This is a genomic window from Bradyrhizobium sp. AZCC 1578 (assembly GCF_036924675.1).
Taxonomy (GTDB): Bacteria; Pseudomonadota; Alphaproteobacteria; order Rhizobiales; family Xanthobacteraceae; genus Bradyrhizobium.
Map to the genome: position 1 here is coordinate 4,078,658 of NZ_JAZHRZ010000001.1, position 15,613 is coordinate 4,094,270.

Below are 15,613 nucleotides of genomic sequence, written 5' to 3' on the forward strand. Positions count from 1 at the left end.
GCGCGCCGTTCAGACCTCATTAACCCGGTTGTTCGACACTGCGATGGCCACGCGGTCTCGGTATCCGGCTGTTTGCCGAGGTTAAGTCCCTTGGGTTCCCCAATACTTGCCTCGGATTTTCGGCGGAAAATCCAGGCGTTCTGGTTCTAGGCGTTCCGTCCTCTCTATCAGAAGACCGGGCCAAGACAAGAACCCTCGGCCGTCGCAAGCCGGGTACGGCCAAAGCGGGGCACGGGGTCTGGGGTTTCGGGCGTTAGCGGGCGGTTTCAACTCGGAGAATTCGAGTTGGGCGTGACTCGGCAGGAGACGGGTTGATGGCGTTGGGGCGTTTCTGTTCGGTAGCGGTGCTGGCGGCGTGCTGGCTTGTCGCTTCCGTCAGCACAGGGTTTTCGGCCAAGGATTCGGCCACCACCACGAGCGGCCTGCCGGTGCCACGATATGTCAGCCTCAAATCCGATCATGTGAATGTGCGGGCCGGTCCGACCAAGGACAACGACGTCGCCTGGGTCTACACCCGCTCGGGCCTGCCGGTCGAAATCACCGCCGAGTTCGAGAACTGGCGGCGCGTGCGCGATTCCGAAGGCGCCGAGGGCTGGGTCTATCATTCGCTGCTGTCCGGCCGCCGCACTGCGGTCGTAACCATGAAGAGCAAGGACGAGTTGGCGTCGCTGTACGATAGTCCCGATCCGACCAGCGCGGTTGCGGCCCGCCTGCAAGCCGGCGTCGTCGCGCAAGTCAAGAAATGCGCCAATGGCTGGTGCCGCGTCGTCGGCAACGGCTTTGACGGCTGGATCGAGCAGCAGCGCCTATGGGGCGTGTATGCAGACGAGAGGGTGGATTGAGGATATTGGTCGTCCCTGCGAACGCAGTGACCCATACGCCGCGGCTTCTCAATAGGGCGCGCGGGTAGACGCCTTTCCTCACAACATAGATTTGTGGTTATGGGTCCTGCGTTCGCAGGGACGACAGCTAGCGCTTCTTGCGCAGTCGCACGACCATGTCGACGCGTGCGATCTCGTAGCCCTCGGGCACGTCGGGCATCTTCGACAACACCAGATGCGGATCGGGAATGTCGACCAGTTCGTGATTGTTCTCGAGATAGAAGTGGTGATGCGCGGTGACGTTGGTGTCGAAATAGGTCTTGGTGCCGTCGACCGAGACCTGGCGCAACAGGCCGGCGTCGGTGAGCTGATTAAGCGTGTTGTAGACCGTGGCCAGTGACACCGGAACCTTGGCGAGCGTCGCTTCTTCGTAGAGCATTTCCGCGGTCAGATGGCGGGCACCCTTGCCGAACAGCAGCCAGCCCAGCGCCATGCGCTGGCGGGTGGGCCGAAGACCCGCGGCCTGCAGCATTTCGTTGACGTCGTGCCATGGACAGCCGGTCAACGCCGGCTGGTGTCCGGAGGCGCGGGCAGCCGGATCGATACCGTCGTCGTTCAGGGGCGAGGTCTGGTCGTTTCTGTCCACTTCGGTACCACACGCGCTAACTTGGGCAATATTCTTGCCCAATATAAAAGGAAATCAGGTAGATGCAAGTTTTTCGCAACTAGAACCGGCCCAAGGTTAAGAGGAACCAGCGTGACTATGGGGCGTTTTAGCCCGTTCCAGTGCTTTGCCGGGCCGTAATGCCTATGTTACAGAGCGCGCGGACCACATATGCGATTTCGGCAGAGACTAGTGCCGATAGCACCCTAAGTAGCGCCAAATTGCGGGAGCCAAACGTTCTCCCGTGGGGAAACGGGTCCGGTTCGCTCAAAAGCGCTCCATCGGGACATCTTAAGGTGAGGCTGAATACGATGCTGGATCGGCGCAGCGGTTATGAATACGAGGATTTGCTTGCCTGCGGCCGCGGCGAGATGTTCGGCCCCGGAAATGCGCAGCTACCGCTGCCGCCGATGCTGATGTTCGACCGCATCACCGAGATCACCGACAAGGGCGGCGAGTTCGGCAAGGGTCTGATCCGCGCCGAACTCGATGTGAAGCCGGACCTGTGGTTTTTCGGCTGCCACTTCAAGAATGACCCGGTCATGCCGGGCTGCCTTGGCCTGGACGCGATGTGGCAGATGGTCGGATTTTACCTCGGCTGGATCGGCGGCGAGGGACGCGGCCGGGCGCTGGGGCTCGGGGAATTGAAGTTCTCCGGCCAGGTGCTGCCGAACGCCCGCAAGGTTGTGTACAACATCGACATGAAACGCGTGATGCGTTCAAAGCTGGTGCTCGGCGTCGGCGACGGCTGGCTTTCCATGGATGGCGAGATTATCTATCGCGCCAAGGATCTGAAGGTCGGGCTGTTCAAGCAGGGCTCCGCGCCGGGCGGCTGAGCAACACGATCACGCAGCAGCAAACCTTCACAGAACACGTAAACGGCGAGGCGAGGCGATCATGAGGCGGGTTGTCATCACGGGGATGGGTATCGTCTCATCCATCGGAAACAACACCCAGGAAGTGCTTGCGAGCCTTCGCGAGGCAAAATCCGGCATCACGCGTGCGGAAAAGCACGCCGAGCTCGGTTTTCGCTCGCAGGTGCACGGCGCGCCAACGCTCAATCCCGCTGACGTCATCGATCGTCGCGCCATGCGATTCCTTGCCGAAGGAGCGGCTTGGAATCACGTCGCGATGGAGCAGGCGATCCGCGATTCCGGCCTTGAACCCAACGAAGTCTCCAATGAGCGCACCGGCATCATCATGGGGTCGGGCGGCCCGTCGACGCGGACGCTGGTGGAAGCGGCCGACATCGCGCGCACCAAGGGTCCGAAGCGGATCGGCCCGTTCGCGGTGCCGAAGGGCATGTCATCAACGGCCTCGGCGACATTGGCGACCTGGTTCAAGATCAAGGGCGTGAACTATTCGATCTCGTCGGCCTGCGCGACCTCGAACCATTGCATCGGCAACGCCTATGAGACGATCCAGATCGGCAAGCAGGATGTGATCTTCGCCGGCGGTTGCGAGGAGCTCGACTGGACCCTGTCGGTGCTGTTCGACGCCATGGGCGCAATGTCGTCCAAATACAACGACACGCCGGCGACGGCCTCGCGTCCCTACGACATCAGCCGCGATGGTTTTGTCATTGCCGGTGGCGCCGGCGTGGTGGTGCTGGAAGAGCTCGAACGTGCCAAGGCGCGCGGCGCGCGCATTTACGGCGAACTGGTCGGCTATGGCGCGACGTCGGACGGTTACGACATGGTGGCGCCGTCGGGCGAAGGCGCCGAGCGCTGCATGCGCATGGCGATTTCGACGGTGAAGACGCCGATCGACTACATTAATCCGCACGCCACCTCGACGCCGGCCGGCGATCCGCCGGAGATCGAGGCGATCCGAAAGGTGTTCGGCACCGGCGACAAGTGCCCGCCGATCTCGGCGACCAAGGCGTTGACCGGCCATTCGCTCGGCGCTACCGGCGTGCAGGAGGCGATCTACTCGCTTCTGATGCTGAACAACGGCTTCGTCTGCGAGAGCGCCCATATCACCGAACTCGATCCGGTGTTTGCCGACATGCCGATCGTGCGCAAGCGCATCGACAACGCCAAGCTCGGCACCGTGCTGTCGAACTCCTTCGGCTTCGGCGGCACCAACGCCACGCTGGTGTTCAAGCGGCTGGATGCGTGATGTACTCGTCATGCCCCGCCACCGGGTCTCGCCTTCGGCGAGCCCGATGACAGGCTCCGTCGGGGCATCCAGTGCGCCGCGGCCTCTCGGCTAAATCACTGACGCCTCTGGACTACTGGATCACCCGCATTCGCGGGTGATGACGTCGAAGACAATGGGAGCGAGCGTACGATGCAAGACCTGATGAAAGGCAAGCGCGGGCTGATCATGGGCGTCGCCAATGATCATTCGATCGCCTGGGGCATCGCCAAGACGCTTCACGCGCAGGGCGCCGAACTCGCCTTCACCTATCAGGGCGAGGCGCTCGGCAAGCGCGTCAAGCCGCTGGCGCAATCGCTCGGCGTCGATACGGTGCTGTCGTGCGACGTCGAAGACCTTGCCAGCGTCGATTCGGTTTTCGCGGCGCTGAAGGCCAAATGGGGCGGGCTCGACTTCGTCGTCCACGCGATTGCGTTCTCCGACAAGAATGAGTTGAAGGGGCGCTATGCCGATACCACGCGCGAGAACTTTTCGCGCACCATGCTGATCTCCTGCTTTTCGTTCACCGAAATCGCCAAGCGCGCCGCCGAGCTGATGCCCGAGACCGGTGGCTCGATGATCACGCTGACCTTCGGAGGGTCGGTGCGCGTGATGCCGAATTACAACGTGATGGGTGTGGCGAAAGCGGCGCTGGAAGCGTCAGTACGCTATCTCGCCGCCGACTTCGGCCCGCGCAAGATCCGCATCAATTCGATCTCGGCCGGCCCAGTGCGCACGCTGGCGGGCTCCGGCATCGGCGATGCGCGCGCGATGTTCGCCTTCCAGCAGAAACACTCGCCGCTCGGTCGCGGCGTGACGCTGGAAGAACTCGGCGGCTCCGCGCTCTATCTGTTGTCCGACCTGTCAGGCGGTGTCACCGGGGAAATCCACTACGTCGATTCCGGTTACAACGTGATCTCGATGCCGCGACCCGAAGAGCTGAAGGGAACGGCCGAATAGCCCATTTCTCGTCATGCCCCGCGTATGCGGGGCATCCAATACGCCGCGGCCTCTCGTTTCAATCACCAACGTCTCTGGGATACTGGATCACCCGCCCCAGTGCGCAATTGCGCACAAGGCGGTGATGACGGCGAGGTTCACCCCGCCGCGATCTTCTCCGCGCGCTGAAAGGCCGGACGCGCCGCGCAGCGGTCGATATAAGCGTCGAATGACGGCCGTGGCGGCACCATCTTGAACATCCGCACCGCAAAATTCAGCCCCGAGCCGAGCATGATGTCGGCGGCCGAAAACTTCTCGCCGAGAATCCAGGGGCCCTTCTGCAGGGCGGCATCGAGCACGTCGAACGTTTGGGTCGCACTGCCCCATGACGCTGTGCTCGACGGCACCTCCAGCTTCGTGAAGAGCTGGATCAGCGCCGGTTCGATGCAGCTCGGCGAGAAGAACAGCCACTGCAGATATCTTGCGCGCAGCGGATCGGTGGCGGCCGGCGCAAGGTTGGTTTCGGGATAGCGGTCGGCGATGTAGGCGCAGATCGCTGCCGCCTCCCCGAGCGCGGCGTCGCCGTCCTTCAATCCCGGCACCTTGCCCATCGGATTGATCGCTAGATATTCCGGCGCCTTCTGCGCGCCCGTAGTGATGTCGGTGAGCACGCGTTCATAAGGCAGCCCGGCTTCTTCCAGCAGCCAGATCGCGGAGAAGGAGCGGGAGCGCGGCGACCAGTAGAGTTGGATCATGGGACGAGCCTTTCTTCGGCGTGGACGAACAGCGCTTGTTCATTGCGCGTCTGCCGCGAATTGGCAACGCACTATGCCTGGAACCAACGAGCCGTGCTCCAACGATATGTTGGTCAACTTCATTTCGCGCAGCAGATCGGTTGGCAGTTTCCAGAGACTCTAACCACCGGGGCCCCGCTATGCAGGAGTGCTCAATCGTTCTTGAGATAGTCGGGCAGCGTCTGATCGAGCCTTGCCGCAACCAGCGCACGGGTTCTTTCGCGAAGCATCGCATTACCCGGAACGGCTGTCGCCGGCTCGGGAAACAGCGAGTTGTCGAGTTTGGTGAGCGGATCCTCGGTCAGTCGCAAGCCTTCGGCCAGTCGCGTGCCTAAGCCAGCGAACGGACGACCAATAGTCTCGTAGTTGCCGCCGTCGAGCAGAGTCACGCCAACATTGGCGAACAGGTGCGAGTGCCTGACGACCGATCCTAGTCCGCGACTATATGCGCCGATGCCGTCAAGCATCAGATTGGTGCCCGGCACCTGCCCCTTGAATCGGGTTACAACAAGGTAGCGCTCGCAGTTCGCAGTCGGCGTGATGCTTCTGACGATCGCCGGCAGGCCCTCGCGGGGATCGGGTAAGAATCGTGACGTCGGATTATAGAAGGGCTCAAACGCGCCCTTCGGATAGGTGATCCTCCGCACGGCTGGATCAGTGCCGGTTGCCGCGCGTACCCGCGCGACTACGAGATCATCGAGTCCCCACCCCTCGACCGTGACCGCGCTCTCCTCGGTCTCAAATATCGTGAGGCCAAATCTTTGTACGGCAAAGCGGTCCCCGAGCGCCGAAATGACGCCAAGTCGGCAGGGACCCGTTTCCGCGGCAACCGGTTGCTTCGCGGCCGCCTTGGCCTTGGGCGCCGCCTTCTTTGCGGCGGCTCTTGCGGGTGTCGATGCCGCCGGGGCGTTCGTTGCTGAAGGGGACTGGGCCCACCCGTCTATCGCGAAGCATGACACGACGATGGCGGCAGCGAAGCTACGGAACATGGCCTGAAGAACGAGAGTTGATGACAGTGAGCAAATAAACTAGAGGGTGCAGGCTCCGTCCGCAAGCCGAGCGATGGCCTTCACGCCGATTTTCGCCAGCGATAATATTTCATGAAGCGGCTGATCGCCGGTTCGACCTCTTCCCTCTCGAACACAAAGCCCTCGCGCTCGTACCAGCGCCAGGCCTTTTCGTTCTCGCGCACGCAGCGCAGCCAGATTTCGTCCGGCAGATGTTTGCGCGTAAAGGCGAGTAGTTGGCGTCCGACGCTGTTGCCCTGATATTCCGGCGCGACGAACAACTGGTCGAGATAGCGATCTGAAAGATGCAACGCGAGCATCGCCGCCAATTTCCCGTTGTCGTCGGCGACGTAAAGGCTCCAGCCCTTCTCCACCTCCATCGGGACACGCGCGCGCAACTTTGCCAGCAGGGCGTCGCTGGCATCTTCCAATCCGGTCGAGACCCAACTGTCCATCCAGACCCGGGCGATACGGTCATACTCGTCTGGTCGGGCGAGGCGGATGATGATTTGTGACACGGTGATATCTCCCGAGGCGCCTGATGCGTCAGGTCCGTGATTTCCGTGATGACGATCCCGTCTTGCGCTGTTCGCGCAATGCGTCGGCTGCGAGGCAAACCACTTCGGAGATTTGCTGGAGCTGTCCGGCGAGCGGGCTTGTCTTGCGCCAGACCATGCCGATGGTTCGCGACGGCTGCGGATTCCTGAAGCGGGCAACGGAGACCGGCGCCGAGCGGGTTTCCACCGCGACCGCCATTTCCGGGATCAGGGTGACGCCGATACCGGCGCCGACCATTTGCACGAGCGTCGACAGCGAGCTCGCGTCCAGAACTTCCCGCGGCGGCGAGGACTGCATGTTGCAGAACGACAGCGCCTGATCGCGGAAGCAATGGCCCTCCTCGAGCAGCAAGAGCCGCATTTCGCGCAGCGTGTCGTGGCTCGGTACCGGCGTTCCTTCATCCTCGCCCGGCCGCACCAGCAGGAAATTCTCAGAAAAGCACGCGACCTCGGTCAGTGAAGGCTCCGACACCGGCAGCGCAACGATCGCGGTATCGAGCCGGCCCTCGACAACTTCCTTGATCAGCTTCGGCGTTAGCGTCTCGCGCACGTGAATGTCGAGCTCCGGATGCAGGCGCGCGAGATTCTCGATTACCTTCGGCAAAAGATAGGGCGCAATCGTAGGAATCATGCCGATGCGTAAGCGCCCTGCGAGCCGGTCACGCGAGGCACGGGCAAAATCTCCGAGTTCGTCGACCGAGCGCAGGATGTCGCGGACACGCTGGACGATCTCTTCGCCGAATTTCGTCAGCGTCACCTGTCGCGCGCTTCGTTCCAGCAGCACGCCGCCCAGGACCTCTTCCATTTCCTTGATTTGCATCGACAGCGCCGGCTGCGAGATCGAACATGCCTCTGCTGCGCGTCCGAAATGGCCGTGACGTGCCAGCGCATCGAAATAGCGAAGCTGTCTGAGTGTCATCTGGATCATCAGAATATCTTATCAGATCGATCATTAAAATCAACTTTACCTGATGGAAGGCACTGCTTAGAGTGCTTCCAATCCGAACAGGAAGCGACCTCAGGAGACAATCATGGATGACAAGACCAAATGCCCGTTCTCGGGCGGCAACCGCGCACGCACGAACCGCGACTGGTGGCCGGACGCGCTCGACGTTTCGATCCTTCACCGCAATTCCACGCTCTCCGATCCGATGGGCGAGGCGTTCGACTACGCCAAGGAATTCAAGACGCTCGACCTCAATGCCGTGATCAAGGACCTGCACGCGTTGATGACGGACTCGCAGGAATGGTGGCCGGCCGACTTCGGTCACTACGGCGGCCTGATGATCCGCATGGCGTGGCACAGCGCGGGCACCTACCGCATCACGGATGGCCGCGGCGGCGCCGGCGCCGGTCAGCAGCGCTTCGCGCCGCTGAATAGCTGGCCTGACAACGCCAACCTCGACAAGGCGCGCCGGCTGTTGTGGCCGATCAAGCAGAAATACGGCCGGAAAATCTCATGGGCCGACCTGATGATTCTGGCCGGCAACGTCGCGCTGGAATCGATGGGCTTCAAGACGTTCGGCTTCGCCGGCGGCCGCCCCGACGTCTGGGAGCCCGAGGAGCTGTTCTGGGGGCCTGAGGGCACCTGGCTCGGCGACGAACGCTATAGCGGCGAACGCCAGCTCGCCGAGCCGCTCGGCGCCGTGCAGATGGGCCTCATCTACGTCAACCCGGAAGGGCCGAACGGCAATCCGGACCCGATCGCGGCGGCCAAGGATATCCGCGAGACCTTCTTCCGCATGGCGATGAACGACGAGGAAACCGTCGCCCTGATTGCGGGCGGCCACTCGTTCGGCAAGACCCACGGCGCCGGCGATCCGTCGCTGGTCGGAGCGGACCCGGAAAGCGGTGCGCTCGAGGATCAGGGCCTCGGCTGGAAGAGCAAGCATGGCACGGGCGTCGGCGTCGACGCCATCACCGGCGGCCCTGAAGTCACCTGGACGCAGACGCCGACCAAGTGGAGCAATCTGTTCTTCAAGAACCTGTTCGAAAACGAATGGGAACTGACGCAGAGCCCGGCTGGCGCGAAGCAGTGGAAGGCAAAAGGGACGGAAGCCACGATCCCGGACGCCTACGACAAGTCGAAGAAACATGTGCCGACCATGCTGACCACCGACCTGTCGCTGCGCCTCGACCCGGCCTACGAGAAGATCTCGCGGCGCTTCTACGAGCATCCGGACCAGTTCGCGGATGCGTTCGCGCGTGCCTGGTTCAAGCTCACGCACCGCGACATGGGCCCGATCGCGCGTTACCTCGGCCCGCTGGTGCCGAAGGAAACGCTGATCTGGCAGGACCCGATTCCGGCGGTCGATCATCCGCTGATCGGCGAGCAGGACATCGCCGCGCTGAAGGCGAAGATTCTCGCCTCCGGCCTGTCGGTGTCCCAGCTCGTCTCGACCGCATGGGCATCGGCCTCGACGTTCCGCGGCTCCGACAAGCGTGGTGGCGCGAACGGCGCGCGGATTCGCCTCAGCCCGCAGAAGGACTGGGAGGTCAACCAGCCGACCGAGCTCAAGACCGTGCTGCAGAAATTAGAGTCGATCCAGAAGGAGTTCGGCAAGAAGGTTTCGCTTGCCGACCTGATCGTTCTCGCCGGCTGCGCGGCGGTCGAAAAAGCCGCCAAGGACGCCGGACTGGACGTCAAGGTTCCGTTCTCGCCGGGTCGCATGGACGCCTCGCAGGAGCAGACCGACGTCGAATCCTTCGCCCCGCTCGAACCGCGTGCCGACGGCTTCCGCAACTTCGTCAGCGCCAAGAAGCACCAGTTCATGAAGCCTGAGGAAGCATTGGTGGACCGGGCGCAGTTGCTGCGGCTGACGGGGCCCGAGATGACAGTTCTCGTCGGCGGCCTGCGTGTCCTCGGCGCCAATTTCGGCGGGTCGAAGCACGGCGTGTTCACCCAAAAGCCCGGCACGCTGACGAACGACTTCTTCGTCAACCTGCTCGACATGGGCACGCAATGGCAGCCCGCCGGCTCCGACGGCGTATACGAGAGCCGAGACCGCAAGACGAATGCCGTCAAGTGGACCGGCACCCGCGTCGACCTGATCTTCGGTTCGCACTCGCAGCTCCGCGCCTTCGCGGAAGTCTATGCGTGCACGGACTCGAAGGAGAAGTTTGCGAAGGATTTCGTGGCGGCGTGGACCAAGGTGATGAACCTCGATCGATTCGACATCGCCTGATCCTGGCAAGAGCCATCCGGAAAACAAAAAAGGGCGGCCGAGAGGCCGCCCTTTTCACTTGGGATGCGCTCAAACGCCGAGTGTACCGGCCTTCGCCGCGGCATAACGCTCGGCGATCTTGGCCCAGTTCACCGTATTCCACCACGCTTTCAGATAATCCGCGCGGCGGTTCTGGTAGTTCAGGTAATAAGCGTGCTCCCAGACGTCGTTGCCCATCAGGGCGCGCTTGCCGTCCATCATCGGATTGTCCTGGTTCGGACGGGTCTCGATCGCAAGCTTGCCGTCCTTGCCCACCGTCACGAACACCCAGCCCGAGCCGAACTGGCGTCCGCCGGCAGCATTAAAATCGTTCTGGAATTTTTCCATGCCGCCGAGATCGCGGTCGATCGCCGCCAGCACCTCGCCTTCCGGCTTGCCGCCGTTCGGACCCATGATCTCCCAGAACATGGTGTGGTTGGCATGGCCGCCGAGATTGTTGCGGACGGTGAATTTGATGCTGTCGTCGAGCGCATTCAGGTTGCCGAGCACGTCCTCGATCTTCGCCGTGCCCAATTGCGCATTGGTCTTGGCGACGTTGTTGAGGTTGGCGACATAGGCTGCATGGTGCTTGCCATGGTGGATTTCCATCGTCTTGGCGTCGATGTGGGGTTCGAACGCGTTGGTCGGATAGGTCAGCGGCGGCAGCGTGAACGGCCCGGTTGGGGCGGCGGCCGGGGCGGGAGCGGCGGCCTGCGCGAAGACGAGACGTGGGGCTGTAGCCACGGCCGCGATACCGGTTGCAGCAAACATCAAGTGGCGTCGGGACATGGATGGCATCGACTTCTCCTGTAAGTGAACTGAGTGAATATCCGTTGGACAGAACGCCGTAGGCCGCTGCGCGCGGCAATGTACGGATGATGGGCAGGATCGGGTTTCGTTTTCTGTCCTCGTAAGCCTGCGACGTAATCGCACAGGTGCTGCCGTCCCGACAATGTAACTCAGGCCGCCAACAAAAAAGGGCGGCCGTTCGGCCGCCCTTTTGTTCACATTTTAGCGATGCCTTACTCGCCGGCGGCTTCACGCGGCGCCTGGCCTTCTGCCTTCTGTTTGGCCTCGAGGTCCTCGCCGGTCACCTGATCGACCACCTTCATCGACAGCCGTGTCTTGCCGCGGTCGTCGAAGCCCAGCAGCTTGACCTTGACCTTGTCGCCTTCCTTAACGACGTCGGAGGTCTTCTGCACGCGGCTGGCGGCGAGCTGGCTGATGTGGACCAGGCCGTCCTTGGCGCCGAAGAAGTTCACGAAGGCGCCGAACTCCATCACCTTGACCACAGTGCCCTCATAGATCTGGCCGATCTCCGGATCGGAGGCGATCGACTTGATCCACTTGATCGCGGCCTTCATCGCCTCGCCGTCGTTGGAGGCGACCTTGACGGTGCCGTCGTCCTCGATGTTGACCTTGGCGCCGGTCTTTTCGACGATCTCGCGGATCACCTTGCCGCCGGTGCCGATCACTTCACGGATCTTGTCGGTCGCGATCTTGAAGGTCTCGATCCGTGGCGCGTATTCGCCGAGCTCGGCGCGGGCGTTGGTCAGCGCCTTGGCCATTTCGCCGAGGATGTGGACACGCCCTTCCCTCGCCTGACCGAGCGCGACCTTCATGATCTCCTCGGTGATGCCCTCGATCTTGATGTCCATCTGCAGCGAGGTGATGCCCTGGTCGGTGCCGGCGACCTTGAAGTCCATGTCGCCGAGATGATCCTCGTCGCCGAGAATGTCGGACAGAACCGCAAAGCGTTGGTCTTCCAGGATCAGGCCCATCGCGATACCAGCGGTCGGCCGCTTCAAGGGAACGCCGGCATCCATCAGCGCCAGCGAAGCGCCGCACACCGATGCCATCGACGAGGAGCCGTTGGATTCGGTGATCTCGGAGACCACGCGCACCGTGTAGGGGAATTCGTGGTGCGGCGGCAGGACCGGGTGGATCGCGCGCCAGGCGAGCTTGCCGTGGCCGATCTCGCGGCGCTTGGTGCCGCCGAGGCGTCCGGTTTCACCGACCGAGTAGGGCGGGAAGTTGTAGTGCAGCAGGAACGTTTCCTTATACGTTCCCGACAGCGCGTCGATGTACTGCTCGTCCTCGCCGGTGCCGAGCGTGGTCACGACCATCGCCTGGGTCTCGCCGCGGGTGAACAGCGCCGAACCATGGGCGCGCGGCAGGACGCCGACTTCGGCGATGATGTTGCGCACGGTCTTGACGTCGCGGCCGTCGATGCGCTTGCCGGTATCGAGAATGTTCCAGCGAACGATCTTGGCTTCGAGCTCCTTGAACACGCCGGCGATGCGCAGCTTGTCGTATTTCGGCTCCTGGCCTTCCGGGAAATAGTGCGCAATCACCTTTTCCTTGGCCTTGCCGACCGCTGCATAGCGCTCCTGCTTGACCGGAATCGCGTAGGCCGAGCGCAGGTCCTGCTCGACCAGGCCGAGCATTTCCTTCTCGATCTCGCTGTTGTCGATGATGGTGACTTCGCGCGGGTCCTTGGCGGCCTTTTCGGCCAGCTCGATGATCGCCTTGATCACCGGCTGGAAGTGGCGGTGACCGAACATGACCGCGCCGAGCATGATCTCTTCCGAGAGCTCCTTGGCTTCGGATTCGACCATCAGCACCGCGTCCGACGTGCCGGCGACGACGAGGTCGAGCTGCGTGTCGGTCATTTCATCGAGCGTCGGGTTGAGGATGTATTCGTCGTTGCTGAAGGCAACGCGCGCGGCGCCGATCGGTCCCTTGAACGGAGCGCCCGACAGTGTCAGCGCGGCCGAGGCGGCGACCATCGACAGCACGTCGGGATCGTTCTCCATGTCATGCGAGAGCACGGTGACGATTACCTGGGTTTCATTGCGCCAGCCGTCGGCGAACAGCGGACGGATCGGGCGATCGATCAGGCGGGAAACCAGCGTCTCCTTTTCGGTCGGACGTCCCTCGCGCTTGAAGTAGCCGCCCGGAATGCGGCCCGCGGCGTAGGTCTTTTCCTGGTAGTCCACGGTCAGCGGCAGGAAGTCGACGCCTTCGCGCGGCGCTTTGGCGGCAACGACGGTGGCAAGCACCACGGTCTCGCCATAGGTCGCCATCACGGCGCCGTCGGCCTGACGGGCGATCTTGCCGGTTTCCAGCTTGAGGGGACGTCCACCCCAGTCGATCTCGACGGAATGCGTATTAAACATAGTGGTCTTCTTTCATGGGTTCACGAGAGAGCGGAGCCCAAAAACACAAAGACCATGCGCAAGATGGCGGGACGCTGATCGCAACATGAGATCAGCACCCCGGCGATCCTGCCATGGTCTTTATCTTTCGGATGGCGTCCATCCTCCCGGCAGTCATGGGCACCTTGCCCTGTCCAGCGGCCGGATTGCTGCTGGACGTTTGTCGAGCACGATCCTTGTCGGATGATGCTCCTTGCGCATGATCGTCTCCAAAAACTGGAGTCCGCTTCTTCGGAAAATCATGCGCGCGCAAACTGCGCGCGCGCACACTCAAATCAACGGCGAATGTTATGCTTTTCGAGCAACGCCTTGTAACGCGCCTCGTCCTTCTTCTTGATGTAGTCGAGAAGCGAGCGGCGCGTCGACACGAGCTTCAGGAGGCCGCGGCGTGAATGATTGTCCTTCACGTGGGTCTTGAAGTGGCCCGTGAGATTGTTGATGCGTTCCGACAGGATCGCAACCTGGACCTCGGGCGAGCCGGTGTCGCCGGCTTTGGTGGCATTCGTCTTGATGACTTCCGCTTTGCGTTCGGCGGTAATCGACATCGTCAAACTCTCTCATTGCTGCGACCGGGACTGGCAGTCAGCCCGGTCAGGTTGAACACGCGCTTGGGGATGAGTTCGCCATTGCCAATTTCAGCAAGCGCCAAAAGGCGGCCTGCCACCGTGACATAGACTGTGCCGCTACTATTGGGCGCATCCCGTCCGCGCAACAAAACGGCCTGGCCCCTGTGGAGCCTTGCCGCATCAGCCCGTGTGACGGCCAGTGCCGGGATGTCGTCCAGCGCGGTCTCAACGGGCAAAAGCGCGTCGGCGAGGCTTCCCTCGCCAGACGCGGCTCTATTGCATAAAGCCTCCAATTCTTCCAGCGGAATCATGTCCGTCTCGCGGAACGGGCCGACCAACGTCCGCCGTAACGCGCAGATATGGCCGAAACAGCCCAGAATCCGGCCGATATCGCGGGCCAGGGCCCGGACATAGGTGCCCTTGCCACACTCCGCCTCGAACACGGATTGACCGCTATCTCCATGTTCTACAAGGGTTAATTCGTGAATCTCGACCGGCCGTGGCTTCAATTCGACGGTTTCGCCGTCCCGCGCCAGGTCATAGGCGCGCTCGCCCTGGACCTTGATCGCCGAATATTGCGGTGGGATCTGCTCGATCAGCCCGGTGAACTGGGGCAGCAGGGCCCGGATCGCGTCCGCTGACGGGTGGAGTTCGCTGCGCTGGGTCACCCGCCCCTCGGTATCGTCGGTGTCGCGCTCCTCGCCCCAGGCGACCGTGAAGCGGTAGCGCTTGCGGCCGTCCATCACGAACGGAACCGTCTTGGTGGCCTCGCCGAGCGCGATCGGCAGGCCGCCGGACGCCAGCGGATCGAGCGTGCCGGCATGGCCGGCGCGCTTGGCCTGGAACAGGCGCTTGAGAATGGCGACCGCATGCGTCGAGGTCATGCCGATCGGCTTGTCGAGAATCACCCAGCCATGAACGTCGCGCTTGTCGCGCCGCGGCTGGTTGTTCTGGCGCGGCTGTTTGGTGTGGCGCGGATCGTTGTTGTCGCGGCGATTACTATCGTCCGCGCGGCGTTCGCCGTTGTCGACGCGGCGTTCACCATCGTTGCGTGAATCGGAAAAATTATTTTTTTCAGGGTCGTGCGAATCGGCAGTTTGCTGCTCGATCGCGCGGTTGGCAGCGGTCGTAACCATCACTTGTCGTCCGAATCGGGTGCGAGGTCTCTTTGCACCGCAGGTGTTCGCAGTAATTTCTCGATCCGTTCCGCTTCGTCGAATCGTTCGTCGACGCGAAAGCGAAGGTCGGGAGCAAATTTTAAGTTAACGCGATGCGCGATCTCGCCGCGCAGGAACTTCTTGTTGCGTTCGAGCGCCGCAATCACGACGTCGGTGTCGCGTCCACCGAGCGGCATCACGTAAATCGTCGCGAGTTTCAGGTCCGGCGACATTCGCACCTCGGGAACGGTGATGATGTGGCCTTCGAGGTCGGGGTCGTGCACGTTACCGTGCGACAGAATATCGGCGACCGCATGGCGCACCGTTTCGCCGACGCGCAATTGTCGTTGCGAGCCGCCGGGAGCGGAACCCTTGTTGTGGTGGCGGGGCATTGTCGAAATCCCAATTGTCGTCATCACCCGCGACAGCGGGTGATCCAGTATTCCGTGCTCAAGTTAATTGCGATGGCTACTGGATGCCCCACCCCAGTGCGCAATTGCGCACAAGGCGGGGCATGACGGTTTAGTTCAAAAATTCCAAGCTCTTCG

15 protein-coding genes are annotated in these 15,613 nt (G+C 62.3%); 5 read left to right on the forward strand and 10 right to left on the reverse strand.

Annotated elements, in window-relative coordinates:
• Positions 1-314 precede the first annotated feature (314 nt).
• A complete protein-coding gene (locus tag V1290_RS19455; RefSeq protein ID WP_334365903.1) occupies positions 315-842 on the forward strand; it encodes an SH3 domain-containing protein in 528 nt (175 codons plus the stop codon).
• A 127-nt stretch (positions 843-969) separates the two neighbouring features.
• Here V1290_RS19455 and irrA read toward each other — a convergent pair whose 3' ends face one another.
• On the reverse strand, positions 970-1,440 hold the full coding sequence (gene irrA, locus V1290_RS19460; protein WP_334369096.1) for an iron response transcriptional regulator IrrA: 471 nt from the start codon (positions 1,438-1,440) through the stop codon (positions 970-972).
• Positions 1,441-1,796: 356 nt separating this feature from the next.
• Between irrA and fabA the strand changes: the two genes are divergently transcribed.
• From fabA to fabI, 3 genes are all read left to right on the forward strand, one after another.
• Positions 1,797-2,321, forward strand: coding sequence for a 3-hydroxyacyl-[acyl-carrier-protein] dehydratase FabA (fabA, locus tag V1290_RS19465; protein ID WP_057844746.1), 525 nt, complete (start codon positions 1,797-1,799; stop codon positions 2,319-2,321).
• 61 nt (positions 2,322-2,382) lie between these two features.
• The gene (gene fabB / locus V1290_RS19470; protein WP_334365904.1) at positions 2,383-3,606 is read left to right on the forward strand and encodes a beta-ketoacyl-ACP synthase I; all 1,224 of its coding nucleotides are present in this window, start codon (positions 2,383-2,385) and stop codon (positions 3,604-3,606) included.
• Between the two features lie 171 nt (positions 3,607-3,777).
• Positions 3,778-4,584 carry an enoyl-ACP reductase FabI gene (gene fabI / locus V1290_RS19475; RefSeq protein WP_334365905.1) on the forward strand — a complete coding sequence of 269 codons (807 nt, stop codon included), beginning with the start codon at positions 3,778-3,780 and terminating at the stop codon, positions 4,582-4,584.
• A 137-nt stretch (positions 4,585-4,721) separates the two neighbouring features.
• Here the strand turns inward: fabI and V1290_RS19480 are convergent, their stop codons facing one another.
• From V1290_RS19480 to V1290_RS19495, 4 genes are all read right to left on the reverse strand, one after another.
• Positions 4,722-5,318, reverse strand: a complete 597-nt coding sequence (locus V1290_RS19480; RefSeq protein ID WP_334365906.1) for a glutathione S-transferase family protein — start codon at positions 5,316-5,318, stop codon at positions 4,722-4,724.
• A gap of 191 nt (positions 5,319-5,509) precedes the next feature.
• A complete protein-coding gene (locus V1290_RS19485; RefSeq protein WP_334365907.1) occupies positions 5,510-6,346 on the reverse strand; it encodes a hypothetical protein in 837 nt (278 codons plus the stop codon).
• 80 nt (positions 6,347-6,426) lie between these two features.
• Positions 6,427-6,882: a GNAT family N-acetyltransferase gene (locus V1290_RS19490; protein WP_334365908.1), complete on the reverse strand. Its 456-nt coding sequence runs from the start codon at positions 6,880-6,882 to the stop codon at positions 6,427-6,429.
• 28 nt (positions 6,883-6,910) lie between these two features.
• On the reverse strand, positions 6,911-7,849 hold the full coding sequence (locus tag V1290_RS19495) for a LysR substrate-binding domain-containing protein (protein ID WP_334365909.1): 939 nt from the start codon (positions 7,847-7,849) through the stop codon (positions 6,911-6,913).
• A 103-nt stretch (positions 7,850-7,952) separates the two neighbouring features.
• Between V1290_RS19495 and katG the strand changes: the two genes are divergently transcribed.
• On the forward strand, positions 7,953-10,106 hold the full coding sequence (gene katG, locus V1290_RS19500; RefSeq protein ID WP_334365910.1) for a catalase/peroxidase HPI: 2,154 nt from the start codon (positions 7,953-7,955) through the stop codon (positions 10,104-10,106).
• Between the two features lie 69 nt (positions 10,107-10,175).
• Here the strand turns inward: katG and V1290_RS19505 are convergent, their stop codons facing one another.
• The 5 genes from V1290_RS19505 to rbfA all read right to left on the reverse strand — a co-directional run bounded on the left by V1290_RS19505 (position 10,176) and on the right by rbfA (position 15,457).
• The gene (locus V1290_RS19505; RefSeq protein WP_334365911.1) at positions 10,176-10,922 is read right to left on the reverse strand and encodes a superoxide dismutase; all 747 of its coding nucleotides are present in this window, start codon (positions 10,920-10,922) and stop codon (positions 10,176-10,178) included.
• Between the two features lie 224 nt (positions 10,923-11,146).
• Positions 11,147-13,303 carry a polyribonucleotide nucleotidyltransferase gene (pnp, locus tag V1290_RS19510; protein WP_334365912.1) on the reverse strand — a complete coding sequence of 719 codons (2,157 nt, stop codon included), beginning with the start codon at positions 13,301-13,303 and terminating at the stop codon, positions 11,147-11,149.
• Positions 13,304-13,617: 314 nt separating this feature from the next.
• Entirely contained in the window at positions 13,618-13,887 is a 270-nt protein-coding gene (gene rpsO, locus V1290_RS19515) for a 30S ribosomal protein S15 (RefSeq protein WP_028347859.1), read from the reverse strand.
• 2 nt (positions 13,888-13,889) lie between these two features.
• Positions 13,890-15,044: a tRNA pseudouridine(55) synthase TruB gene (gene truB / locus V1290_RS19520; protein ID WP_334365913.1), complete on the reverse strand. Its 1,155-nt coding sequence runs from the start codon at positions 15,042-15,044 to the stop codon at positions 13,890-13,892.
• The gene (gene rbfA, locus V1290_RS19525) at positions 15,044-15,457 is read right to left on the reverse strand and encodes a 30S ribosome-binding factor RbfA (RefSeq protein ID WP_065746435.1); all 414 of its coding nucleotides are present in this window, start codon (positions 15,455-15,457) and stop codon (positions 15,044-15,046) included. The genes truB and rbfA overlap by 1 nt, the downstream gene beginning before the upstream one ends.
• Positions 15,458-15,613: the final 156 nt, after the last annotated feature.